This window comes from Streptomyces sp. bgisy100 (assembly GCF_057709105.1).
In genome coordinates, this window is record NZ_JBYITE010000008.1 from 121,011 (window position 1) to 144,349 (window position 23,339).

Here is a 23,339-nt window from a genome sequence, read left to right on the forward strand (position 1 = left end):
TCAGCGTGACATGCGCAAGGAAGTATCCAAGGCGCTCATGAGCTGGGCGACGCGGCCCTTGCCGTTCGGTGCGGCCGGGTACCGGCTCAGGACGTCCCGTAGGGCCGGCGTTGCGCGTTGGCGGGCCTGTTCGATGCTCTTGTCTCCGGCTTCGGGGTCGTCGCCCGCGACCAACTCGGCCACGCGCGCCGCGTTTGCGGCCGCGCGCAGGATGTGGCCCACCTGGGTGGCCTTCGCGATCGGGTGGAGGTACGCGGCAGCTGCGGCGTCGCCGGCGGCGCGCGCGGCGAGGCATGCGGCTTCTGTGTCCGCTTCCTTCGCGGCTCGGTGGGCGTCCAACGAGGTGACGCGCTGCAGCTTGGTCCTTCTCGCGCCGTTCACGAATTCCCAGGCGGCGTCGACGGCCGCGCGAGGCCGTGGGTCACCGGGGACGGCTTCCTCGAACACCGGAAGGACTTCCTGAGCGCTCTCCGCCGCGTAGCGCGCCACGACGCGCAGCTCATCCATGGTCAGCTCGAAGTCACCGGTCGTCATGAGCCGATCCTGTCATCGACGCCGCGCGCCCGATGGCCGATCGGTCACGGAGGTGCCCGGCGGGCTCTCCCGCGCGGTTCCGCATCCCGTGGTGTCGCCGCGCGAACCGTCCCACGAAGCGTCGGCACATGGAGCGCCGTCGCATGGAGCGCCGTCACGTGCAGCACCCTCGCCTGAAGCCGCCAAACGAAACGGACCGCGACTGCTCGAGTCACGGTCCGCCGTATTCGGAGTAAGTGTCCGAGGGGGGACTTGAACCCCCACGCCCGATAAAGGGCACTAGCACCTCAAGCTAGCGCGTCTGCCATTCCGCCACCCGGACAAGGTGTCGTGCCGCAGTTCCCCGCGGCGACAGGAGTAACGATACCAGGGGTCCGGAGGTGCTTTCACCTGCGTATCCCGAGGTCCGGGGGGTCGGCCCGGCGCCGGGGGCGCGGGCTCCGACGGGCCGTCGTGGAGCATCTCGGCGCTGTGCACTTACAGTGCACGATGTGACACACGATGTGACCGAGGTGGCGGGCCGACGACGGATGAGACGGCTCTCGCCGTTGCGTGAGTGGCTGCGGGAGGCGTTCTGGTTCGCTCCGGTGGTGGGACTGCTCGGCGCGATCGTGCTGGCGCTCCTCACCACGGCCGCCGACGCCTGGCTGATCGACGTCCTGCGGGACGCGGGCGAAACCGACGAGATCGACGACCTGCTCAAGATCTCCGACGACGCCAAGACGCTGCTGAACACCGTCGGGTCGTCCATGCTGACCTTCATCGGCGTGGTCTTCTCGATCTCGCTGGTCGCGCTGCAGATGGCGAACCAGTTCTCGCCACGGGTGCTGCGCCTCTACATCCGGAGCCGGATCACCCGGGTGACGTTCGCGGTCTTCCTCGCCACGTTCGCCTTCACGCTGCTGGTGCAGTTCGAGAACGAGGGGAACAACGATCCCAGGACGGCGACCTCGGTGCCGGTGGTGTCCGGTGTCGTCGGCCTGGTGCTGGTCATGGTCAGCCTGCTGCTGTTCATCGCGTATGTGCACGCCATCCTGCGCCTCATGCGGGTGCACCAGGTGATCGACCGGGTGGCCCGCGAGTCGCTGGCCGCCCTCCGCGACCAGCCGCTTCCATCGGGCTCCGGTCCGTATCCGTCGGATGCTGACTCCGGGGCGCTTCCATCGGGTTCCGGACCGCTTCCGGGCGATTCCCGGTCGCGGCCGCCCGGCGCCCCGGCACAGCCGTCCGTTTCCGGGCCCCGACCGCCGGGGCCCGGAAACGGGGAGCACGGCCGGCCCGGGTCGCGCGGTCCGGACGGCGGTGAGGACCGGGCCGGGGTGCCGGAGGGCGGTGGGCGGATCGTGTACTCCGGTCCGGCCGGGGTGCTGCGGAGCGTGAACGCGGGGCGGCTCGTCCGGCTGGCCCGGCGGCACGGGGTGGTCCTCCGGCTGGAGCCGCGGATCGGCGACTTCATCGTGCCCGGCACCCCGGTCTGCACCGTGCACGGCGGTCCGGCCCCGACCGGGCGGCGTGTGCGGACCGCGTTCCAGGTGGGGGTGGAGCGCACCTTCCACCAGGACCCCGGATACGGGCTGCGACAGCTGTCCGACATCGCGCTGCGGGCCCTGTCGCCCGCCGTCAACGATCCGAGCACGGCGGTGCAGGCACTCGACCGTATCCACCAGCTGCTGGCGGTGCTGATGCGACGGCCGTTGGGCGACGGGGTGCACCACAGGGACCGGGAGGGCGTCCTGCGGCTGGTGCAGCCGCTGCCGACCTGGGCCGATCTGGTGGATGTGGGGCTGGTGGAGATCCGGCACGCCGGGGCCGCGGCGCCGCAGGTGTCGCGGCGCCTGGTCGCGGTGCTCGACGATCTGGTGCGGCTCGCGCCCGAGGGGCGCCGGGAGCCGTTGCTGCGGCACCGGACGCTCCTCGGGCGGGCCGTGGCCCGCGCCCTTCCGGACCCCGCCGAGCAGGACTTCTCGATGCATCCCGACCGGCAGGGCATCGGCTGAGCCGATCGACGCTCCGGGATCCGTCGGACGGACCATCGCGCCATGCCGGTACTGCGTCACTCCGGCATGACGTCACCCCGGCACCACCACGTCACACGTCCCCACGTCACCTCGACATCACTACGCCACCCCGGCACCATCACGTCACTCCGGCATCAGGTGGTAGTCCGGGAAGTTCCCCGGCGGGCGCTCCCCCTCCGGCCCCTGGGTCACGGCCCGGACCAGCAGTTCCCCGCCGACGAAGGCACCGCGCCAGGAGGCGCCGAAGCCACCGAACAGCTCGTCCCGGTCGCCGCGGGAGCGCGGCTTGCCCAGGCCGATCTTGAAGGCGCGGATCTCGGTGGCCAGCCGGCCCGCGGTCTCCTCGTCGTCGCAGGAGAGGCTGGCGACCAGGGCGCCGTTGCTGGCGTTCATGGCGGCGAGCAGCTCGGCCTCGGTGTCGACGAGGACGATGGAGTCGACCGGCCCGAACGGTTCGGCGTGGTGGAGCGGCGAGCCGGTCGGCGGGTTCAGCAGGGTGACGGGCGGGACGTAGGCGGAGGTGTCCTGTCCGGGGAGGAACAGGCCGTCGGCGAGGTCGCCGCGGTGCAGCGGTACGGCGCCGCGGTCGATCGCCTCGGCCACCTGGTCGGTCAGCTCCTTGGCCTTGGCGGCGTTGATCAGCGGGCCGAAGTCCAGCTCGGGCAGCGGGTCACCGGGGGAGGCGACGGCGAGCGGGTGCCCGATGCGTACGGAGCGCACGGCCGGCAGATAGGTGGCCAGGAACGCGTCGAACAGTGAGCGCTGGACGACGAACCGGGGATACGCGGTGCACCGCTGCTTGCCGTAGTCGAAGGTCTTGCGGATGTGCCGGCCGAGGCCCTCCCAGTCGCTGTACTCCCAGATGCCCCAGGCGTTGAGGCCCTCCTGTTCGAGGATGTGCCGCTTGCCGAGGTCCGCGACGGCGGTGGCGACCCGGGCCCCGGTGTCCCGGCCTCCCACGAACGAGACGCAGCCGATCTCCGGGGAGCGGACGAGCGCTTCGGACAGCTCGCCGCCGCTGCCGCTGACCAGGGTGACCGGGATGCCCTCGCGGTGGATCAGGGCACAGGCGAGGGTGAGGCAGGCCAGCCCGCCGTCGGTCGGGGTCTTCGCGATGACCGCGTTCCCGGCGAGGGCCTGGACGAGCATGGCGTGGACGAGCACGCTCATCGGGTAGTTCCAGCTGGCGATGTTGCTGACCGGGCCGTCGAGCGGGGTGCGGCCGTCCAGCATGGGCTCGATGCCGTCGGCGTACCAGCGGACGCCGTCCACGGCGCGGTCGACGTCGGCCCGGGCCGGCCGCCAGGGCTTGCCGATCTCCCAGACGAGGAGCAGGGCGAGCAGGTCGCGGTGGTCGGCGAGGGCGTCGAGGGCCGCGGTGATCCGGGCCCGGCGCTCGGGCAGCGGAACGTCCCGCCAGGCGCGGTGCCGGTCGAGCGCGGCACGTACGGCCGCCCGGGCGGTTCCGGAGTCGAGCCGGGGCGGTCCGGCGACGGGGGTTCCGTCGACGGGGGTGGTGGCGGGGAGCGGGTGCCCGTCGGCCTGCCAGGCGCCGTTCCAGAGGTTGAGTACGCGGTCCTCACGGAAGGCCTCGGGGGCGGCCGCGAGGCAGCGCTGCCAGGCGTCCGACCAGGCGGTTCCGGGTTTGAGGGTGAGCTTCGGAGCTGTCGGTGCCATCGAATTCTCCGCTCTCGTTGCACAGACGGGAGGGGTGGCGCTCACTGGTCCTACTGGACGGTAATCATGGCCGGTGGATAGCGATACATGCCCTGGTTCAACTATGAGTGAGGTCACTCCGGGTGGCGAACCGGCCACCCCGGCCTGCCCCGCCGCTCCGCATGCCTGTCTGCTCGTCTGCCTGCTCGTCTGCCTGCCAGTGGACACCTCCGGGCTGCCGTGCGTCCGCCTGCGGGTCCGCTGGCCTGTGTTGTACCTGTCCGCGCCGCCGGAGGCCGGGAAGGCCGACGTGTCCGGCCCGGCGTGCAGGCGGAACCGGCTGGATCCGACCGCTCAACGGGGCCTGATATCACCACAGTTAGTCTGAGGGCGCTTTTCACAGCACGGCCCGGCGGAACGGGCTTCAGGACGCGCCTTCCCTGGCCCTCACCCCACCGCCGGAGACGCCCCGTCCGCACCGGAGACGACCGCCTGTCGCCGGACCGGAAACGACCACTGGTGGGCCGGGACGACCGTCGGTACGCGCCGATGGACCGGCCCCGCAGCACAGGGAGACGCCCATGGACCAGCCGACCGCCGCCCAGCCCACGATCCGCCGCGCCCGCCCGGAAGAGCGGGATGCCATAGCCCGGTTGCTGGGGGAGGCGTTCATGGACGACCCGGTCAGCGGCTGGGTGTTCCCGGATGAGACGCACCGGCGCACCGCGCATCCGCGGTTCTTCGGGGTCATGCTGGACGCGGCGCTGCGCGAGGGGTGGGTCGACGTCAGCGAGGACGTGTCGGCTGCCGCTCTGTGGCTGCCGGTCCCCGCCGAGGAGGCTCACGGAACGGGGAGCACCGCGGACGACCCGGATGCCGGTGCCCACGACGGTAGCGACAGGGACGGGGACGGGGACGACGGAGGCGAGCCGACGGACGAGACGGCCGAGCTCCTGGCCGCGGCCGATCCCGGCAACGAACGGGTGGTCACCGTCGCGCGGTTGACCGGCGAGGCGCACCCCACCGGCACCGCGCACTACTACCTTCCGGCCGTCGTCGCGGCTCCGTGCCGCCAGAGTGCGGGGCTCGGTGGCGCCCTGCTGGCCTCCGCACTGGACCGTTGCGACCGGGAGCGGATGCCCGCCTACCTGGAGGCGAGCAACACCCGGAGCAAGGCGCTGTACGAGCGCCTCGGCTTCGTCTTCTGCGGCCGGACCGTGGACCTGCCGGGCGGGCCCTCGCTGTGGCCCATGTGGCGCGAACCCCGCGCCTGACACCCGCGTCGGGCGGCGGGCGGCGGACTTCGGGCGGCAGGCGGCAGGCCGCGGGCTGCGGGCTGCGGGCTGCGGGCTGCGGGCTGCGGGCTGCGGGCTGGCGTACTTGCGGGGGGGCCTCGCCCGGGTCCGGACCGGTCCCGCCCCCGCCCGGGCCGTCCCTCGTGGGCCCTCCGCCGCCGTCGGCCCCGTCGCCCGGTCGTCATGCGGCACTCTTCTCCCGGGTCGGCGCCCCTTCTCGGACCGGCGCCCCTCTCCCGACCTGGCGACCGGGCGGACCGCCGGTCCGCCAGGTCCCCGGGTCGCCGGTCCGCCGGGTCGCCGGGGGCCGCCCGCCGTGCCGGGCAGCCGGCCCGGGCGCGGGTGCAGGACAATGAGAGCGCGGGTCACCTCGCCGTCACCCGGCCCGGTGCCCCACGGCAACCACACTGCCGGGGCCGCACCGGCCTCCGGGACCGACGACACGGGACTGATCACATGGGACGGGTCACCGACAGGCGGCGTGTGCTGCGGATCCGCGACGGCGCGGTCAGCACGCGCCCGGACACCCTCGTCGCCGAGGAGCCCCTGGAGATCCGCCTCAACGGCAGGCCGCTCGCCATCACCATGCGCACGCCCGGGGACGACTTCGCGCTGGCCGCCGGCTTCCTGGTGAGCGAGGGGGTGCTCGGCGCGGCGGAGGAGCTGCGGACGATCGTCTACTGCGCCGGAGCGACCGAGGACGGCTCGAACACCTACAACGTGGTGGATGTGCAGCTCGCCCCCGGCGTGCCCGTCCCGGACATCACGCTGGAACGGAACGTGTACACCACCTCGTCCTGCGGCCTGTGCGGAAAGGCCAGCCTGGACGCCGTGCGCTCCACGGCGCGCTGGCCGGTCGCCGACGACCCGCGCCTGAAGGTGACGCCCGCGCTGCTCTCCGCCCTCCCCGACCGACTGCGCGCCGCACAACGGGTGTTCGACCGTACGGGCGGCCTGCACGCCGCCGGGCTGTTCTCTCCCACGGGCGAACTCCTCGACCTGCGGGAGGACGTGGGGCGCCACAACGCCGTGGACAAGCTGATCGGGCGCGCACTGCAGTCCGGCGAACTGCCCCTGTCGCAGACGATTCTGCTGGTCTCCGGCCGGGCGTCGTTCGAACTGGCGCAGAAGGCGGTCATGGCGGGCATCCCGATGCTCGCCGCGGTCTCGGCACCGTCCTCGCTGGCGGTGGACCTGGCCGCCGAGACCGGGCTCACCCTGGTCGGCTTCCTGCGGGGCAGCTCGATGAACGTGTACGCCGGGGAGGACCGGATCACCTACGCTGCGCCGTCCGGCGACGGCGGGGAGGCGGACCGGGCCGGGGCAGGGCCCGCCGTCGGCCACCGAAGCTGAGCTGAGCACGCGGCGCACTGTCGGCGGTGTGTCTCCGTGCCGTCGCTCACTTCAGGGGCGCAGAGTTCAGCGGTGGAGCGCTGCCCTGACAAGGCACATGTCACCAGTTCAGATCCGTCCATGGGCTCTTCACGTGAGGAGGCCCCGGCCATCCGCCACGGGTGGCAAACGGACGGCCGGAGGACGGAGCACGGAGGGTCAGCGGACCGAGTAGGTGTACGTGAGCAGTGCTACCGGCATGGCGGCGCACAGGACGAGACAGATTCTCCAGGCGGGAATGCCGAAGAAGCGGGTGCCTTCGCCGTCTGTGTACACCTCGCCGTTGTCCTCGATGGTGCGTTCGGTTCTGATCTTCATGTCTGCCTCCGGCTGATCATGGCAGCGGCGACGAGTAAGAGGCCGGCCACCGGCGCCACGACCATACAGCCGCTCGTCTGCCCGTTGCCCTGGTCTCCGCCGGGTCCCGGCTTCTTCCGGCCGCGTTTCCCGGCCTTGTCCTCATACTCGCTGTAGGTGCTCACGGCGTGCCTCCATTGTGATCTGGGTGGCGGGAGCCCCGGCGTGGCGCAGGGGCAGGTGTGAGGGGGCGGGCCGCCGACGGAAGGGGAACGCCGCCGACGGCCCGGTCAGGTGCGGCGGCGTTCGTAGACGGGGCCGCCGCTCGCGGCCGGGACGAGGGGCCGAAGCCGGCACATGCGCATGCAGTCGGAGCAGGCGTAGAGAATGGCGCCAGGGCCGGAGCCGCTCTCGACCAGGGACGATCAGGGTGGGCTCATGGGTGTGGCCCGGGTGCCCGGAGCAAATGCTGCACGTCAGCCTTCCCGGTGCTGGGTGAGGAGCCACTGGCAGTCGCGGGCCAAGGCGGAGACCTGAACTTGCGCGGCGAGGGGACCGCCGCCCAGGCCCTGTTCGACCTGTCGCCGGATGTTGTCGAGCGTGGCGCGACGGGTGTACCACGCGATGCTGCCGCGCCAGAGCTTGTCGGTCGCCGCGTCGGCGGCGGGGTAGAGAACGGCGATGTGGGCGAGGAGTTGCTGTTCGAGGTAGCGCAGCTCGTCCATGTCGATCCGGCCGATGGCAGTTCGCAAGGACCGCACGATGGTGTCCTGAATCGCGGTCTCATCGGTGGAGGCGAGGATGCCCTCGGCCTCAGAGGTAGGCGTGTCGGTCATCCGACCGCCTCCGTGGGCTGCGGTGCCGAGTCGATGAGCCGAACCGCGCCGGCGGCGTTCATGCCGCCGACCGTGCCAAGGACGTTTCCGGGTAGCAGCCACTCAGGCCGCAGACTGCATGTCTCTGTGCCCATGAGCAGGACCGTAGGGAAGCCCTCGGCTGACTGGCGTGCCCGATTCTTGAGTATTCTCCGGCCGGAGCCGGTGATTCTCCGATGTGCTCACGTGAGGACGAGCTGCGCCCTCGCCCGAGTGATGAGTCGGTGCGCCTTGTGCCCATACACCGCCGACCGGCTGAGTAGTTCCCACACCTTGCGGTACAGCGCGATGTTGTCGGCGTCGTTGAGCCAGAGTTCGGCGTGCCAGTCCTCTGCGATGACGAGCCGCTCGTCATAGATCCAGAAGCCGTTGGCCGGGGGGATGCTCACCGGTGCGCCGAAGGGCACGATGCCCAGCGACACCGTGTCGAGTCCGAAGACTCCGGACAGTCGGTCGAGTTGGGCGGCCAGGACGGATGGCGGACAGATCGCCGTGTGCAGCGCCGCTTCGCCCATGACGATGTGGAAGGTGCGTCCGGGCCGGTACAGCGCGTCTTGGCGCTGCACGCGGGCACGCACCGCATCGTCGATGTCCCTCACGGATTCATGAAGGTCGGCGTACCGGGTAAAGATGTGACGGGCGTAGTCGGCGGTCTGGAGCATGCCGACGACCATGGCGCTTTCCCAGGCCCGCAGGACGGTGGATCGTTCGTACTCGGCACTGAGCGCATCCTGCACCGGGCGGTGGCCGGCGGTGAGCTGACGGCGCCAGGACCGGGAGCGTGATTCGAGCCCCTGCACCCGGGCGTTCAGCTCCGCAGTGACTTCGGGACGTCCGACGCCTACGGCCCACGCACGCAGATCGTCTGCGGTGGCAGTCTGCCTGCCGGTTTCCAGCTTCGACACCTTGGATTGCGCCCAGCCCAGCAGCGCGGCGAGGTCACGGCCGGTGAGTCCCGCCTGGGTGCGCAACTCACGCAGCCGCACACCGAGGGAAGCCCGAGCCTGCTGGAAGTCGGTGGTCACGCGGTCGAAGTCACCTGGGCCGCGAAGTCGCTGTATGGCTGCGCATGGTGCCAAGCTGCGTCACGGATCTGGCAGTACCGGAGGACATCCACCGGGTCAGTGATCAACTCGACACCGGTCAGCCTGTCGGCGTCATCGAAGCCGAGCAGCGCCACAACCCGGGAGTCGAAGATCCAGAAATCTTCAGCGGGCAGGGCAAGGCCGTCCGCGGTGCCCCGCGGAAGGTTGCGGATGTCCTCGCCCACGGCCGCGTTCCGGCGCGCGTTGTCGAGGAGGTACAGCTGGCCCGTGGTTGCTGGAGTGTCCACGATGCGCACCCGCTCGAACCTCTTGCCCCGTGCCGACTGCTCCCGGCGCGAGAGGCACCAGGGGTCCTCAAGGTCCCACGCTACGGCCTGGCCTCGGGCGAACTGATGGTAGGTCTCGGTGTCCTCATCCGAGGCATAGCGCCGACGCGACTCCAGACGCCATGCGGTGTGCTCGAAGGTCTCGAACATGCCGTCGAACTCTTCGAAACCGATGAACTGCGGCACGTGTACTGCCTCCTTCGGGCCGAAGACCGCGAGCAGCTCACGCGGAACGGTGACAGCGGCTTCCCCGTCCTTGACGTTGCGGAGCTGGGCGAGCTCGGCGGGATCGGTCACCGCGTCTCCCTGTACGAGGTACTCGGCCGTCCCCTCGATCTCGTAGAGCGTGGGGCATCCGTTGTTCCCTGAGTTCGTACCGACCATACGGAGCCTGCGAGCCATGACGTGTCCCCCTTCACGGGTCTGGCGTCGGTCTCGCCCACCGTAGCCCTCTCCGCGCGGGTCACGACAGAACACAGGAAGGTGTGCCCCTTTGGGGGAGCGCCGACCGTCTGACCTGATCAGCGGTCAGGAAGAGCCCGGACCCCCGCACCTCAGCCCAAGGTCACCGGCAGCGTCCGGATGCCGTTGGAGACGATGGACGGCAGGGGCTGGAGGTCCTCCGGGGCGGCGGCGAGTCGCAGGGCCGGGAAGCGGTGGAAGAGGCGTTCCAGTGCGGTCTCCGCTTCCATCCGCGCCAGTGAGGCGCCGAGGCAGAAGTGGGCGCCGTGCCCGAAGGAGAGATGCCGGGTGGGGCCGCGGGTGATGTCGAACCGCTCGGCGTTCCGGCCGTGCGCCCGGGAGTCGCGTCCGGCGGCGGCGTACGAGGCCAGGACCGCCTCGCCCTTGGCGATGACCGTTCCGTCGATCTCGACGTCCTCGGCGGCGTAGCGCATGGGGAACTGGCCGACGGGGCTGTCCCAGCGCAACGCCTCCTCCACGACCGCGCCCCAGGTCTGCTCGCCGGCTTGGACCAGGGCGAGCTGGTCGGGGTGGGTGAGCACGGCCCGTACGGCGTTGCAGATGAGGTTGAGCGTGGTGGCGTGCCCGGCCAGGAACATCAGCAGCAGGGTGCCGACGAGTTCCTCCTCGCTGAGCCGGTCGCCGTCCTCCCGGGCGGCGATGAGGGCCGAGGTGAGATCGTCGCCTGGGTGCTGCCTCTTCCGGGTGATGATCTCCCCGAGTGCGGCGTGCAGGGCGCGGACGTTGGCGATCGCCTCGGCGGGCGGAGTGGTGCTGCTGACCAGGACCTCACAGAGCCCGTGCAGTGCGTCCCGGCGGTCCTCCGGGATGCCGAGGAGTTCGGAGATGACGCCGATCGGCAGCGGATAGGCGAAGTGCGCGCGCAGGTCGACGGGGCCGGGTGCGGCGTCGGCGAGGGAGTCGAGCAGGGCGTCGGTCAGCTCCTCGATGCGCGGGCGCAGCGCGGCGGTGCGGCGCGGGGTGAACGCCTTCGAGACCAGGCCGCGCAGCCGGCGGTGCTCGTCACCGTCGGCCGTGGTCATGCCCTTGTTCATGATGAAGGTCATCAGGGGCCAGCCCGGCGGGACCCGGCCTTCGGCGAGCGCGCTCCAGTGCTCGGGGGATTTGACGAAGCGGGGGTCGGCGAGGGCCTGTTGCAGTGCGTCATGCCGGGCCAGGGCCCAGGCCTGCACCTGCCCCGGGAGTTCCACGAGGGCCGCGCCGCCGGTGTCCCGGAGCCGGGCGTTGTCGGCGTGCTGGTCGAAACCGAGCGGGCAGGCTGATCCGGGCTTGCGGGGCGCGGTGTCCATGGGGTCCCTTCGGTGGGTGAGGACGGCTGGGCCGGCGGGCTGCGGCGGGAGGCCGGGCGCATCAGCGGTACGGAGCGGCGCGTCACGTCGTGGCGGAGGGGGGCGCCGAGGCCGACACGCGACGTAACCGCCCGGGTCGGACGGTCCCGCTACGGCGGCCGTGCCGCGGGCCACGCGCCCGCAGCCCGCACATCCCGACGGCCTTTCGGCTCCTCAGCATGACGAGACGTCAAAACATCGATGAATGACACCGATGACACTGTGCAGTTGGCAGCTGTGCAGTTGGCAGCTGTGCGGTTGGCAGCTGTGCAGTTGATGCGGATCGACCGGGCCGGGCGTCATCGAACGCTACCGCTTCGAGCGCCGTCAGGAACCCCCGTCATCGAACCCGTGACCAGCCGCCCCAGCGGGTCGGCGAGCTGCCGATCCGCACCGAGGCCATCGGGGTGTCCCTGCCGTCCGTGCAACGGGTGCGCGGCGGGGCGCCGCTGCCCGGGGTGCGCGGCGGGGATGTGGCGGGGACCGTCGCCGCGCTCTGCGCCGGCGTGACGGACTCTCCGTCGGGGACCGGGGCACCGGGCTCGCGTTCACCGGCGCCTTCGCCGAACTGTCCACCGTCCCGGCCGCACCGCCTCCCCCGTGCCCGACGGGGCCTCGGCTACTCCGGACGAGCTGATGGGCGCACGGTGCTTGTGAGGAGGAATGCCCGGCACGTACCGTCGACGCCCGGACATGGGACGTGGGATGTCCGGATTATCGGCTGAAGGGACGCGCCATGCCGTCAGTTCTCCGTCCACGCCCCGGACCCCGTCCACGCCCGCTCCGGTGGCGCCGGCTGTGGGTCTTACTCGCCGCCGCCCTGCTCGTCCCGCCGGCGGTCTCCGTGCGGGCCGCGGCCGCGGAGGACTCCCCGGCCGCGGCCTCCGGCGGCTTCGAGCAGCAGGTGCTGTTCAAGGCCTCGCAGGACCCCGGGTACGCCTGCTTCCGGATCCCGGCGGTCGTGCGGACCGTCCGGGGCACCCTGCTCGCCTTCGCCGAGGGCCGGGTGCTGAACTGCGGTGACGCCGCCGACATAGACCTCGTCCTGAAGCGCTCCACGGACGGCGGACGCACCTGGGGCCCGCTCCAGGTCGTCGACGACGGCGCGGGTGACACCCACGGCAACCCCGCACCCGTCGTGGACACCCGCACCGGCCGGATCCTCGTCGCGACCACCTACAACAAGGGCCGGGACGACTCGCTGAGCTGCGCCGTGCCCTGCGACCGCACCCCGCACCTCCAGTACAGCGACGACGACGGCGCGACCTGGTCGCCGCCCCGGGACCTGACGGAGGCGATCCGGCCCCCGGCCTGGAACTCCTGGTACGCCACGGGCCCGGTGCACGGCATTCAGCTGACGCGCGGACGGCACGCCGGACGGCTGGTGTTCGGGGTCAACGCCGAGAGCCACGACGGGGCCCGGATCACCGCGAACCACGCGGCGCTGGTGCACAGCGACGACGGCGGCCGGACCTGGCGGGTGGGCGCCGTGGACACCTGGCCCGTCGCCCCCGACGGAACGTTCCGTCAGAAGCCGTCCGAGATGACGCTGCTCGAACGGAGCGACGGCGCGGTCCACGTCAACGGGCGGGAGCAGGACGGCACGGACCTGGGTCACCGGACGTACGCCGTCAGCCGGGACGGCGGCGAGAGCTTCGCCGCGCCCTTCCGCGCCCTTCCCGACCTCACCACGCCGATGGTGCAGGGCGCCGCGCTGCGGCTGCGGAGCCGGGACCGGGACGGGTACAGCAGGCTGCTGTTCTCCGCGCCCGCCGACCCCGACCGCCGCCGGACCATGACGATCCGTTCGTCCTACGACGAGGGGCGCACCTGGGAGAGCGCCGACCGGGGCAAGCGGGTCACCCCCGACTGGTCGGGCTACTCCGACCTGGTGGCCCTCTCGGACGACGAGGTCGGCCTGCTCTACGAGGGCGGCACGGCGGATGCCCGCGACGAGATCCGCTTCGCCCGGTTCACCGAGGAGTGGCTGGGCCCGCGCCGCGCCCCCGACCCGACCACGGCGGACCGGGCCCTGTGGGCCCGCGGGGCGACCGTGCTCGGCGGGGCGGCGGAGGTGGCGGGCCGGTTCAAGGGGGCGCTGTCGTTCGACGGCGGCGACGACGCGGTGCGGCTGCCCTTCCGGGAGTCGCTGCGCCTCGGGGCGGGTGACTTCACCGCAAGCCTCTGGTTCCGGTACACCACGACCGCCGGCGACCAGCCGTTCCTGTGGATGGGCGGCGTGGGGAACCGGAATCCGCAGGTATGGATCCGGGGCGAGCCGTCCCGCGGGCGGATCACCGGGCTCATCACCACGGCCGACGGAGCGCGGCCCGCGGCGACGGCCACGGTGAGCACGCCGGGCGCGCACAACGACGGCGCGTGGCACCATCTCGCGCTGCGCCGGACCGGCGGCCGGCTGCTGCTCGCCGTCGACGGTGCGGAGGTGACCGCGCCGGACGTGCCGGGCACGGTGAGCCGGTCCTCCACGTTCGGCGTCCATCTCGGCCAGTCCGCGGACAGCCGCACCTGGCTCACCGGCGCGCTCGACGACGTACGGGTCTACGACCGGGCGCTCTCCGAGAAGGAGTTGGAACGCCTCCGCACCTGGGGCGGCCCCATCGGCCGGCTCCCGGTGCTGTGGCTGCCGCTGGACCGGGTGCGTCCGGCGGACGGCTGAGGGGACGGCTGAGAGGAGAGGTTGACGCACGGCGAGGTGCGTACCGGGGCCGGGCCGCGCGGAGGAAACGTCGGGCCGGGCCGGGGAAGCGCCGGGCCGGGCGGAGGGGAGTCGTCGCCGAGCCCGGGGCACGGCTTCGGGGTCTGCTGACCTCGGGAGCGGCTGACCTCGGGGGCGGCGGGCCGCGGGGGCGGCTCCGGGAGCGGCATCACCGCCTCCCGGAGCCGCCCGTCCGGCCAGACGCCGCCCGGCGTGACGCCCGTTCCCAGCGGGCGGGCGGCACGGGCCGGGACGAGCCGGGGCGCAGGGTCAGCCGACGCAGCCGGCGGGGACGGTGGCGCTGCCCGTGCAGTTGGCCGGGCTGTTGCCGCTGATGGTGGTCCCGACCCCGGTGAGCGGGAGGCCGAGGGCGAGCCCGCCGCCCGCCGTGCTGCCCGTGGTGGTGGTCACCTGACGGCGGTCCAGCGCGACGGAGCCGGAGACGTTCGCGTACCCCTCGGGCTGGGTCGTCGCGGTGCGGGACGTCTGCCCGGCGTCCCGGAATAGGTCCGGGACGCCGAAGTTCCAGACCGTCTGCGTGCCGGTGCCCGGGCTGGTGGTCGTGGAGCTGTTGCCGGTGACGTTGCCGGTGACGTTGTTGTGGCTGTCCCGGTAGGTCACCGAGTTCTCGTCCTCGTCGTTCGTGCTGCTCGGCACATCACGGGTGGTGGACGCGCTGCGGGTGCCGTCAGCCTTGGTGCCCCCGTCGATGGTCATCTCGCCGTTGTTGAGGATGCCACCGGCCATGCCGCCGGCGGTGGCCGAAGCGTCCGCGGCCACGGTGCCGGCGGCCGAGGCACTGGCGGCCGGGGTGGCGGCGGCGGACGCGTCTGTGGCAGCACTGGCGGCAGCGGACTCCTTGGCCGCCGGGCTGGCGGCAGCGGACGCTTCGGCTGCCGGGCTGGCGGCAGCCGACGGTGCGGCAGCCGCCGAGGGCGCGGCGGCGGCGCTGGCCGCGTCGGACGGGACAGCGGCCGGGCTGCCGGCGGCCGACGGGGCCGCTGCCGAGGCGTCGGCCACGGAGTTCTCGGTGACGGAGGTGTTGGTGAGGGCCGCCGTGCCGCCGCTGTCGACGGCGATGCCGCCGCCGTCCCCGGCGGCGGTGTTGCCGGTGATGAGGCTGGTGTCCACGGTGAGGGCCCCGTCGTTCTGGACGAGGATGCCCCCGCCGTCGGCCGTGGTGAGGCCGCCCTCGACGGTGAGCGCCTCCAGGGTGAGTTCACCGCCCGCGCCGACGGTGAAGATGCGGAACGCCTCGTCGGCGTCCACGTCGCGGCTGATCGTGACACCGTTGCCCTCGAGCGTGATCGGCTTGACGATCACCGGCAGCCCGCTCTCCCCGTCGGCCGGGGTGGTCAGGTGGTAGGCACAGCCGGCGGCCAACGCGAGCGTGGCGCCGTCGCCGCTGTTGGCGGCGTTGATCGCCGCGATCAGCTGGGCGGTGTCGCACGGTACGGCGGTGGTGGCCGCGTCGGCGGGTACGGCCAGCGCCCCCAGCATCAAGGCGGCCCCGGCGGGAGCCAGGCACAGTCGGGTGAACTTCACGGGTTCTCCTCTGTGTACGGAGCGACGGCGGCCGCTGCTGCACGACGGCCACCGCTCGGAATCGGACGAACCCAGTAACAGGCCGATCATCGCATTTACCCGGCACGTGGACCCCGCCGGACGTCCAATGGAGTACCAGATAGCACCGAATGCCGGGCATGTGGCAGAACTCCCGGACCGTCCGCCGCCCGCCGGTCGCCGGCCGAGCCGCCGGGGCGCCGCCCGGTGCCGGCGGAGCCGGCGATCCGCGGACGCCTTTCACCGCCCCGCGACGCCCCGCAACACCCCCGCTCCTCACGCCGTCTTCACCGCCCCTCCCCCGGCCGCCCGGGATCCGTCGCCCAGCGCACTCCGCCGTCCGGCACGGCCCGCCGCCCCGCCGGGCGCCGTTGCGCCGCCGTCCCGCGGTTCGACCCCCGGTGTCCGGACGCCCTCGCGAAATCTCCGGGGCTGCCGGAGCAACCCCGGTGCCCCCGACGCCGTCTCCCCGTACGGCCCGCGTCAGCACTCCCGTCCCGGGCGGCGCGACCGTCGACGGCCGCCGGCCGCGACACCCGCACACCCCGGGAGCAGGTGCCGGAGCGCACGCCCCGCGGAGAGCCGAAGCGGAAGACCTGGCTCCGCGCCCCGCGGGCCGCCCCGACCGGCGGTAACCGGCCCATCCGCCCCCATGAAGGCACGCACTGTAAAGCGTCCGTGACTTCCGCGGGCGGATTCGGTGGAGATTGCCGCGCACTCTCCTTACTCCGGAGTCAGGTTTCGCCCAAGCTGTCCCGCACAGGACCGCACATCGCGGTCTGACCAGCGCAGATGTCGCCATTTCCGATTCCGGGACGCCTCTCCCTCCCGGGGGCCGGATCGGGTACCGTCGCGGCGCTGTGCTGAGCACGCTAGGAGCAGTCATTGCGCGAGTTCACCGTCCCTCCAGTTGAGGCGGCACCCCAGGTCGGAGGCCTGGCGGACGCCGTTTTCGACCATGCCTCCGACGATCCGGACCGGGTGGCACTCGGCCGGAAGGTCGACGGGCAATGGCGGGATGTGACCTCGGGGGAGTTCTGCGCGGAGGTCCTCGCGATCGCCAAGGGGCTGCTGGCCCAGGGGGTCCGGTTCAACGACCGCGTCGCGATCATGTGCCGTACGCGCTACGAGTGGACGCTGTTCGACTTCGCGCTCTGGTCGATCGGCGCCCAGCCGGTGCCGGTCTATCCCACGTCCTCGGCCGAGCAGGTCTACTGGATGATGTACGACGCGGGCGTCTCCGCGGCGATCGTCGAGACCGAGGACCACGCCATGACGGTGGGCTCGGTGATCGACCGGCTGCCGATGCTGACCCGGCTGTGGCAGCTCGACGCCGACGCGGTGGGCGAGCTGACGGCGGCCGGGGAGCACATCGACGACGAGGTGGTGCACCGGCACCGGCTGGCGGTCACCCCCGACTCCCCCGCCACCGTCATCTACACCTCCGGCACCACGGGCCGCCCCAAGGGCTGTGTGATCAGCCATGCGAACCTGATGTTCGAGTCGGACACCCTGATCGCCCGCTGGGAGCCGGTGTTCCACTCCAAGCCCGGTGACGAGGCGTCCACGCTGCTGTTCCTGCCGCTGGCCCATGTCTTCGGCCGGATGGTGGAGGTCTCGGCGATCCGCGGCCGGGTGAAGCTGGGCCACCAGCCGAGCCTCGGCGCCAAGGAACTGCTGCCGGACCTGGCCGCCTTCCGGCCCACCTTCATCCTGGCCGTGCCGTACGTCTTCGAGAAGGTCTTCAACGCCGCCCGCCGGAAGGCCGAGGCGGAGGGGCGCGAGGGGCCGTTCGACAAGGCGGTCGACGTCGCGGTGCGGTACGCGGAGGCGCAGGAGCACAAGGCGTTCGGTACCGGTTCGGCCCCCGGTGCCGGTCTGCGCATGCAGCACCAGTTCTTCGAGAAGGTCGTCTACAGCAAGGTCCGCGAAGCCATGGGCGGCCGGATCCGGACGGCGATGTCGGGCGGTTCGGCGATGGAGCGCCGGCTGGGGCTGTTCTTCGCCGGTGCCGGGATCACCGTCTACGAGGGCTACGGGCTCACCGAGTCGACCGCCGCGGCCACCGCCAATCCGCCGCGGCGCACCCGCTACGGCACGGTCGGCCGGCCCATCCCCGGCACCACGGTGCACATCGCGGACGACGGTGAAGTGTGGCTGCGCGGCGGCCAGGTGTTCCAGGGCTACCTCAACGAGCCGAAGGCCACGGAGGCCGTGCTCAAGGACGGCTGGCTGGCGACCGGGGACCTCGGCGCGCTGGACGAGGACGGCTATCTGACGATCACCGGCCGGAAGAAGGAGATCCTGGTGACCTCGGGCGGCAAGAGCGTGTCGCCCATCCCGCTGGAGGAGCGGGTGCGGGCGCACCCGCTGGTCTCGCAGGCCATCGTCGTGGGCAACGACCGCCCGTACGTCGCCGCGCTGGTCACCCTCGATCCCGACGCCGTGGAGCACTGGCTGCAGATGCGCGGCAAGCCCAAGCTGCGGCCCGCCGATCTGGTGCGCGACAAGGACCTGGAGACGGAGATCCGGCGGGCGGTGGTCGCGGCGAACACCCTGGTGTCCCAGGCCGAGTCGATCCGGACCTTCCGGATCCTGGCGGCGCAGTTCTCCGAGGAGCACGGCATGCTCACGCCGTCGCTCAAGCTCAAGCGGAAGGTGATCGAGAAGGCGTACGCCACGGAGGTCGACGCCCTCTATCACGCCTGAGGCCACGCCCCGCGGCAGCCGATCCGAGCCGTCCGACACGGCGGCCCGGCACATCCGGACGGCTCACCGGGAATGCGGCGGCCCCCGAAGATCGTTGACAGTGGTATCCGACCGTCCACTTTCAAAGGATCGACGCGTGAGCAAGGTCCCCTTCACCACCCTGAACAACGGCGTCCGGATGCCGCAGCTCGGCTACGGGGTCTGGCAGGTGCCGAACGACGAGGCGGAGAGCGCCGTGGGCCTCGCGCTGGAGGCGGGCTACCGCAGCATCGACACGGCCGCCGCCTACCAGAACGAAGAAGGCACCGGAAAGGCGATCGCCGGCTCGGGCCTCCCCCGTGAGGACCTCTTCGTCACGACCAAGCTGTGGAACGCCGACCACGGCCACGAGGCCGCCCTCAAGGCGTTCGACACCTCGCTGTCCCGGCTCGGCCTGGACTACGTGGATCTCTACCTGATCCACTGGCCGCTGCCGTCGCGCGACCGGTACGTCGAGACGTGGAAGGCGCTCGAGACGATCCTCGCCGACGGCCGCGCCAAGGCCATCGGCGTGTCGAACTTCAAGCCCGAGCACCTGCGGCGGCTGCTGGACGAGACCTCCGTGGTGCCCGCGGTCAACCAGATCGAGCTGCACCCGCAGTTCCCGCAGGCCGAGGCCCGCGCGCTCCACGCGCAGCACGGCATCGCCACCGAGGCGTGGTCGCCGATCGGGTCGGGCAAGGGCCTGCTGGACGACCCGAAGCTCGGGGAGATCGCCCGCAAGCACGGCCGCTCCCCGGCCCAGATCGTGCTGCGCTGGCACCTCCAGCTCGGCAATGTCGTGATCCCGAAGTCCGTGACCCCGTCCCGGATCAAGGAGAACATCGACCTCTTCGGCTTCGAGCTGGACGACGCCGATCTGAGCGCCGTCGCGGGCCTGGACACCGGCCAGCGCCTCGGCCCGGACCCGGCCACCTTCGACGTGGCCTGACCGGTCCGGCACCACCGGAAGGGCCGGCCTTCCGGCCGGTTCGCCACGGCGCCGCCGCTCCTCGGGAGTGGCGGCGCCGTTCGCATGCGCCGACCCGGCCGGATGTCCTCAGGGGCCCTTGCCCTCTGCCCGCCGGGCCGCGCACCCACCGGGCAAGGCCCCCTCACGGGACCGGGGCGGCGCTCACCGGACCGGGGCGGCGTGCCCGCTCAGCTGTCCGGTCCCGGCCGCCGGGCGGCGTGCACGGTCTGGGCGCTCAGCAGGAAGACGTCCGGCCTGCGGAGGATGCCCTCCGGGTCGTCCGGGTCGGCCAGCCGGCCCAGCGTCGCCCGGTCGTCCGCGTCGATCCGGTCCGCCAGCTTCTCGCGCAGCCGCGCCAGGTCGGCGGCCACGAACTCCCGGACCCCGGGCGCCGCCGGTGCGGGCAGGTCCAGCAGGAAGGTCCGGGTGCCGACGGGTTCGAGACCGGCCGCGGCGAGCAGCGCGGACCAGTCCTCGACCTCGGACTTCGCGCCGGGGAGCGCGGCGCGCATCTCGGTGAACCGGTCGGCGTTGAGGGCGTCCAGCCGCTCCTGGAGCCCCGGCCGGCCGATCCCGATGTCGCGGGGCAGCCAGCGGCGGGGCAGCCCGCCCTCGGACACCGCCAGGATGCCGCCGGGGCTCAGGCAGCGGGCGAGCGCGGCGAGCGCGGCCACCTGGTCGCCGAGGTGGTGGACCGCCTTGCTGGACCAGACGAGGTCCACCGGCCCGACGGGGTCCAGCCCGCCGGGCAGATCGGCGAGGTGGGTGCGGACCCGCTCGGCCAGCCCCTGGCCGGCGGCCCGGCGCTCGGCCCGGTCGAGCAGCTCGCGCCCGCTGTCCACGGCGACCACCTCGGCCTCCGGGAACTCCCGGGCGAGCAGGCAGCTCATGACGCCCGGACCGCTGCCGGCGTCCAGCACCCGCCGCACCCCGCCGCTCCGGCCGCGCAGCCAGCCGGCGGCCTGCTCCAGCAGCGGGATCTGGACCTCACCCTCCAGTTCGAGGAGCGGTCCCATGGCATCCCAGTCGATCTCCGTGCCGTGCTGGTGATGGTCGGTCATCGTTGTCCGCCTCCGGTCGGTGCGTGCCGTCGCTGTCGCCGTTGAGGATGGCGGGAGCCACCCCTGGTGCACCAACTGTTGTGCCACTTCCGCAAAGATGTCCCTCCCGCGGCCAATCCGCGCCGGTCCCGGTCCCGAATGACTCGTGGAGCCTGCGCGGACGCGGGCCTGCCCGCGTGAAGGATGGGTGGCGTCACGAGCCGCCCGGTGCTTGGAGGAAACATGGGGTCCGCTGGTCTCCGCAGCCATCCACGGCCCGGCCCTGCCGGGCCCGATCTGGAGGAGCTGCTGGTCATGGTGGCCAGGGGCGATCAGGAGGCGTTCAGCCGGGTGTACGACGCGGTCTGCGGCCCGGTGCTCGGCGTGGTCCGCGGCGTGCTGCGCGACCCGGCGCAGTCGGAGGAGGTGGCACAGGAAGTCATGGTGGAGGTGTGGCGGACCGCCGCACGGTTCCGGTCGGACCGCGGCAGCGCCATGACCTGGGTGCTCACCCTGGCCCACCGGCGGGCCGTGGACCGGGTGCGGGCCGCGCAGGCCGCGACGGACCGGGAGCACCGGGCGGCCCTGCTGGACCGGACCCCCGCCTACGACGAGGTCACCGAACAGGTCGAGGCACGGCTGGAGCGGGAGCAGGTGCGCCGCTGCATGCGCACCCTCACCGACTTGCAACGGCAGTCGGTGACCCTCGCCTACTACCGGGGACACACCTACCGGGAGGTCGCCGAACTGCTGTCCCTCCCGCTCGGAACGGTGAAGACCCGCCTCCGTGACGGGCTCATCCGGCTGCGCGACTGCTTGGGGGTGACCGCGTGAAATCCGCGGATCTGCACACGCTGACCGGCGCCTATGCGACGCAGGCGCTGCCGGAGGCCGAACGCGAGGAGTTCGAGCGCCACCTCGTGGAGTGCGCGCCCTGTGCCCAGGAGGTGAGAGAACTGACCGCGACCGCCGGACGGCTGGGGCTGGCCGTGTCCATGGTGCCCCCGCCGACGATGAAGGACCAGGTCATGAGAGAGATCATGACGGTTCGCCAGGAACCGCCGCGGATCTCCCGGCGCCGGGTGAGCGGACCGTCCCGGAGGCGAGCCCGGTCGCCGTACCGGTTCGCGCTGGCGGCGTGCCTGGCCGCCGCCGCGGGGCTGGGCGGGGTGGCCGTCTGGCAGCACCAGCAGGTGGACGACGCCCGGCAGGAGGCCCAGCAGGCGGAGCAGCGGCAGGAGGAGATCACCAAGGTCCTCGCCGCTCCGGACGCGCGGGCCACCGGGGGCAAGCTGAAGGACGGCGCGTCCGCCACGGTCGTCGTCTCCCGCAGCCAGGACAAGGCGGCGTTCCTCGCCTCGGGCCTGCCGCCGCTGCCGTCGGGCAAGGTGTACCAACTGTGGTTCGCCGACGGTGGGAAGATGCGCTCCGCGGGACTGGTGGAAGCCTCCGCTCAGCCGGCGATGCTGATGCGCGGTCCGGTCGGGGATGCCTCGGGGATGGGCATCACCGTCGAGCCGGCGGGCGGCTCCGAGCAGCCGACCACCGATCCCCTCGCACTGATGGAATTCCCGCCCGGCCAGGGCGTGTAGGAGTGGCGCATGAGGGTGTCCATTGCCCTGTTCACATCCGACCTGCGGGTGCACGACCAGCCCGCGCTGCGGGCGGCGCTGCGCGGCGCCGATGAGGTGGTGCCCCTGTTCGTCGTCGACTCCGGCGTGCGGGAGGCGGGCTTCGACGCCCCCAACCGCCGGGCGTTCCTCGCCGACTGCCTGGCCGATCTGGACGCCCGGCTGAGGGACCGGGGCGGACGGCTCGTCATCCGTACGGGCGATGTGGTGGAGCAGGTCTGCCGGGTGGCGTACGAGGCCGGGGCGCGCCGGGTGCACATCGCGGGCGGCGTGAGCGGCTACGCGCTGCGCCGCGAGGAGCGGCTCCGGGCGGCGCTCCGGGAGGAGCGGTGCGACCTCCAGGTCCACGACGCGGTGATCACGGCGCTGCCGCCGGGCGCGGTGACCCCGTCCGACCGGGACCACTTCGCCGTGTTCACCCCGTACTTCCGGCGCTGGGAGAACGAGCGGCTGCGCGACCGGCTGGGGGCGCCCCGGGTCGTACGGGTCCCGGAGGGGATCCGCTCGGACGACCTGGTGTGCCGGACGGACCTGAAGGGCGTCTCCCCGGGGCTGGCCGCAGGCGGCGAGACCGAGGGCCGCAGGCGGCTCAAGGCGTGGACGGACGGCGGAATCGACGCCTACGCCGACCGGCACGACGATCTGGCGGGCGACGCGACGTCCCGGCTCTCGCCCTATCTCCACTTCGGCGCGCTGTCGCCGGTGGAGCTGGTCCACCGGTCCCGTCAGGCGGGCGGCGCGGGGGCCGAGGCCTTCGTCCGGCAACTGGCCTGGCGGGACTTCCACCACCAGGTCCTGGCGGCCCGCCCCGAGGCGTCGTACCGGGACTACCGGACCCGGCAGGACCGGTGGCGGCGGGCACCGGAGGAGGCGGCCACCTGGCGGGAGGGCCGGACCGGCTATCCGGTGGTCGACGCGGCGATGCGGCAGCTGAGCCACGAGGGCTGGATGCACAACCGGGCGCGGCTGCTGGCGGCCTCCTTTCTGGCCAAGACGCTGTACATCGACTGGCGGGTGGGTGCTCAGCACTTCCTGGACCTGCTGGTGGACGGGGATGTGGCGAACAATCAGCTCAACTGGCAGTGGGTGGCGGGCACCGGCACGGACACCCGCCCCAACCGGGTCCTGAACCCCCTGGCCCAGGCGAAGCGCTTCGACCCCCGCGGGGAGTACGTCCGCCGCTGGGTCCCGGAACTCGCCGAGGTGGACGGCCCGGCGGTGCACCGCCCGTGGGACCTGCCGGCGGAGGTGCGCGACCGGCTGGACTATCCGGAGCCGGTGGTGGACCTGGGGGACGGCTTGGCACGGTTTCAGGAGGCTCGGGGGATCGGGTGAGGGCGCCTGGGGCGCGGGGTGGTGGTGACGGCGCCTGGGGGGGGGACGGGAGCAGGTCAACACCGCCATGGACCGCGGCGGTGGAGAACGGCGAGCTGCCCGCC

At 72.6% G+C, this 23,339-nt stretch carries 19 protein-coding genes and 1 tRNA gene; 9 read left to right on the top strand and 11 right to left on the bottom strand.

The window, feature by feature from the left end:
* Both AC3EQ1_RS08115 and AC3EQ1_RS08120 read right to left on the bottom strand, forming a co-directional pair.
* Positions 1-534 carry a putative immunity protein gene (locus AC3EQ1_RS08115; protein WP_432093608.1) on the bottom strand — a complete coding sequence of 178 codons (534 nt, stop codon included), beginning with the start codon at positions 532-534 and terminating at the stop codon, positions 1-3.
* 237 nt (positions 535-771) lie between these two features.
* Positions 772-856 (bottom strand) — tRNA-Leu (locus tag AC3EQ1_RS08120).
* A 169-nt stretch (positions 857-1,025) separates the two neighbouring features.
* On the opposite strand from AC3EQ1_RS08120, the gene AC3EQ1_RS08125 reads away from it, so the two are divergent.
* Positions 1,026-2,531: a DUF2254 domain-containing protein gene (locus AC3EQ1_RS08125; protein ID WP_432093609.1), complete on the top strand. Its 1,506-nt coding sequence runs from the start codon at positions 1,026-1,028 to the stop codon at positions 2,529-2,531.
* A gap of 144 nt (positions 2,532-2,675) precedes the next feature.
* Here AC3EQ1_RS08125 and AC3EQ1_RS08130 read toward each other — a convergent pair whose 3' ends face one another.
* Entirely contained in the window at positions 2,676-4,229 is a 1,554-nt protein-coding gene (locus AC3EQ1_RS08130) for an aldehyde dehydrogenase family protein (RefSeq protein WP_432093610.1), read from the bottom strand.
* A gap of 560 nt (positions 4,230-4,789) precedes the next feature.
* Between AC3EQ1_RS08130 and AC3EQ1_RS08135 the strand changes: the two genes are divergently transcribed.
* Positions 4,790-5,482: a GNAT family N-acetyltransferase gene (locus tag AC3EQ1_RS08135; RefSeq protein ID WP_432093611.1), complete on the top strand. Its 693-nt coding sequence runs from the start codon at positions 4,790-4,792 to the stop codon at positions 5,480-5,482.
* Between the two features lie 477 nt (positions 5,483-5,959).
* A complete protein-coding gene (gene fdhD, locus AC3EQ1_RS08140) occupies positions 5,960-6,856 on the top strand; it encodes a formate dehydrogenase accessory sulfurtransferase FdhD (protein ID WP_432093612.1) in 897 nt (298 codons plus the stop codon).
* A gap of 198 nt (positions 6,857-7,054) precedes the next feature.
* On the opposite strand, the gene AC3EQ1_RS08145 is transcribed toward fdhD, so the two are convergent.
* The 6 genes from AC3EQ1_RS08145 to AC3EQ1_RS08170 form a co-directional block, all read right to left on the bottom strand.
* Positions 7,055-7,213 carry a hypothetical protein gene (locus AC3EQ1_RS08145; RefSeq protein WP_351505565.1) on the bottom strand — a complete coding sequence of 53 codons (159 nt, stop codon included), beginning with the start codon at positions 7,211-7,213 and terminating at the stop codon, positions 7,055-7,057.
* A complete protein-coding gene (locus AC3EQ1_RS08150; protein ID WP_432093613.1) occupies positions 7,210-7,377 on the bottom strand; it encodes a hypothetical protein in 168 nt (55 codons plus the stop codon). The genes AC3EQ1_RS08145 and AC3EQ1_RS08150 overlap by 4 nt, the downstream gene beginning before the upstream one ends.
* A gap of 291 nt (positions 7,378-7,668) precedes the next feature.
* Positions 7,669-8,028: a DUF6415 family natural product biosynthesis protein gene (locus tag AC3EQ1_RS08155; protein ID WP_432093614.1), complete on the bottom strand. Its 360-nt coding sequence runs from the start codon at positions 8,026-8,028 to the stop codon at positions 7,669-7,671.
* Between the two features lie 221 nt (positions 8,029-8,249).
* The gene (locus AC3EQ1_RS08160; RefSeq protein WP_432093615.1) at positions 8,250-9,092 is read right to left on the bottom strand and encodes a helix-turn-helix domain-containing protein; all 843 of its coding nucleotides are present in this window, start codon (positions 9,090-9,092) and stop codon (positions 8,250-8,252) included.
* Positions 9,089-9,841: a DUF6879 family protein gene (locus AC3EQ1_RS08165; protein ID WP_432093616.1), complete on the bottom strand. Its 753-nt coding sequence runs from the start codon at positions 9,839-9,841 to the stop codon at positions 9,089-9,091. Before AC3EQ1_RS08165 ends, AC3EQ1_RS08160 begins: the two co-directional genes overlap by 4 nt.
* Before the next feature lie 152 nt (positions 9,842-9,993).
* Entirely contained in the window at positions 9,994-11,211 is a 1,218-nt protein-coding gene (locus AC3EQ1_RS08170; protein WP_432093617.1) for a cytochrome P450 family protein, read from the bottom strand.
* A 775-nt stretch (positions 11,212-11,986) separates the two neighbouring features.
* On the opposite strand from AC3EQ1_RS08170, the gene AC3EQ1_RS08175 reads away from it, so the two are divergent.
* Positions 11,987-13,927 (top strand): exo-alpha-sialidase, encoded by a 1,941-nt coding sequence (locus AC3EQ1_RS08175; protein ID WP_432093618.1) that lies wholly within the window; start codon positions 11,987-11,989, stop codon positions 13,925-13,927.
* A 309-nt stretch (positions 13,928-14,236) separates the two neighbouring features.
* Here AC3EQ1_RS08175 and AC3EQ1_RS08180 read toward each other — a convergent pair whose 3' ends face one another.
* Positions 14,237-15,511: a right-handed parallel beta-helix repeat-containing protein gene (locus AC3EQ1_RS08180; RefSeq protein WP_432093619.1), complete on the bottom strand. Its 1,275-nt coding sequence runs from the start codon at positions 15,509-15,511 to the stop codon at positions 14,237-14,239.
* A gap of 903 nt (positions 15,512-16,414) precedes the next feature.
* On the opposite strand from AC3EQ1_RS08180, the gene AC3EQ1_RS08185 reads away from it, so the two are divergent.
* Positions 16,415-18,238: an AMP-dependent synthetase/ligase gene (locus AC3EQ1_RS08185; protein WP_432093620.1), complete on the top strand. Its 1,824-nt coding sequence runs from the start codon at positions 16,415-16,417 to the stop codon at positions 18,236-18,238.
* Positions 18,239-18,374: 136 nt separating this feature from the next.
* Positions 18,375-19,208 carry an aldo/keto reductase gene (locus AC3EQ1_RS08190; protein WP_432093621.1) on the top strand — a complete coding sequence of 278 codons (834 nt, stop codon included), beginning with the start codon at positions 18,375-18,377 and terminating at the stop codon, positions 19,206-19,208.
* A 209-nt stretch (positions 19,209-19,417) separates the two neighbouring features.
* On the opposite strand, the gene AC3EQ1_RS08195 is transcribed toward AC3EQ1_RS08190, so the two are convergent.
* Entirely contained in the window at positions 19,418-20,290 is an 873-nt protein-coding gene (locus AC3EQ1_RS08195) for a class I SAM-dependent methyltransferase (protein ID WP_432093622.1), read from the bottom strand.
* Between the two features lie 222 nt (positions 20,291-20,512).
* On the opposite strand from AC3EQ1_RS08195, the gene AC3EQ1_RS08200 reads away from it, so the two are divergent.
* Genes AC3EQ1_RS08200 through AC3EQ1_RS08210 form a run of 3 tightly spaced genes read left to right on the top strand, consistent with a single transcriptional unit; the run spans position 20,513 to position 23,235 of the window.
* Entirely contained in the window at positions 20,513-21,103 is a 591-nt protein-coding gene (locus AC3EQ1_RS08200; RefSeq protein WP_432093623.1) for a sigma-70 family RNA polymerase sigma factor, read from the top strand.
* The gene (locus AC3EQ1_RS08205; protein ID WP_432093624.1) at positions 21,100-21,861 is read left to right on the top strand and encodes an anti-sigma factor; all 762 of its coding nucleotides are present in this window, start codon (positions 21,100-21,102) and stop codon (positions 21,859-21,861) included. The genes AC3EQ1_RS08200 and AC3EQ1_RS08205 overlap by 4 nt, the downstream gene beginning before the upstream one ends.
* Before the next feature lie 9 nt (positions 21,862-21,870).
* On the top strand, positions 21,871-23,235 hold the full coding sequence (locus AC3EQ1_RS08210) for a cryptochrome/photolyase family protein (protein ID WP_432093625.1): 1,365 nt from the start codon (positions 21,871-21,873) through the stop codon (positions 23,233-23,235).
* Positions 23,236-23,339: the final 104 nt, after the last annotated feature.

Excerpts from the sequence above, each read along its gene's own strand:
- AC3EQ1_RS08115 (WP_432093608.1), bottom strand. The coding sequence starts at position 534 with ATGACGACCGGTGACTTCGAGCTGACCATGGATGAGCTGCGCGTCGTG.
- AC3EQ1_RS08130 (WP_432093610.1), bottom strand. The coding sequence starts at position 4,229 with ATGGCACCGACAGCTCCGAAGCTCACCCTCAAACCCGGAACCGCCTGG.
- AC3EQ1_RS08135 (WP_432093611.1), top strand. The coding sequence starts at position 4,790 with ATGGACCAGCCGACCGCCGCCCAGCCCACGATCCGCCGCGCCCGCCCG.
- fdhD (WP_432093612.1), top strand. The coding sequence starts at position 5,960 with ATGGGACGGGTCACCGACAGGCGGCGTGTGCTGCGGATCCGCGACGGC.
- AC3EQ1_RS08145 (WP_351505565.1), bottom strand. The coding sequence starts at position 7,213 with ATGAAGATCAGAACCGAACGCACCATCGAGGACAACGGCGAGGTGTAC.
- AC3EQ1_RS08155 (WP_432093614.1), bottom strand. The coding sequence starts at position 8,028 with ATGACCGACACGCCTACCTCTGAGGCCGAGGGCATCCTCGCCTCCACC.
- AC3EQ1_RS08165 (WP_432093616.1), bottom strand. The coding sequence starts at position 9,841 with ATGGCTCGCAGGCTCCGTATGGTCGGTACGAACTCAGGGAACAACGGA.
- AC3EQ1_RS08170 (WP_432093617.1), bottom strand. The coding sequence starts at position 11,211 with ATGGACACCGCGCCCCGCAAGCCCGGATCAGCCTGCCCGCTCGGTTTC.
- AC3EQ1_RS08175 (WP_432093618.1), top strand. The coding sequence starts at position 11,987 with ATGCCGTCAGTTCTCCGTCCACGCCCCGGACCCCGTCCACGCCCGCTC.
- AC3EQ1_RS08195 (WP_432093622.1), bottom strand. The coding sequence starts at position 20,290 with ATGACCGACCATCACCAGCACGGCACGGAGATCGACTGGGATGCCATG.
- AC3EQ1_RS08200 (WP_432093623.1), top strand. The coding sequence starts at position 20,513 with ATGGGGTCCGCTGGTCTCCGCAGCCATCCACGGCCCGGCCCTGCCGGG.
- AC3EQ1_RS08210 (WP_432093625.1), top strand. The coding sequence starts at position 21,871 with ATGAGGGTGTCCATTGCCCTGTTCACATCCGACCTGCGGGTGCACGAC.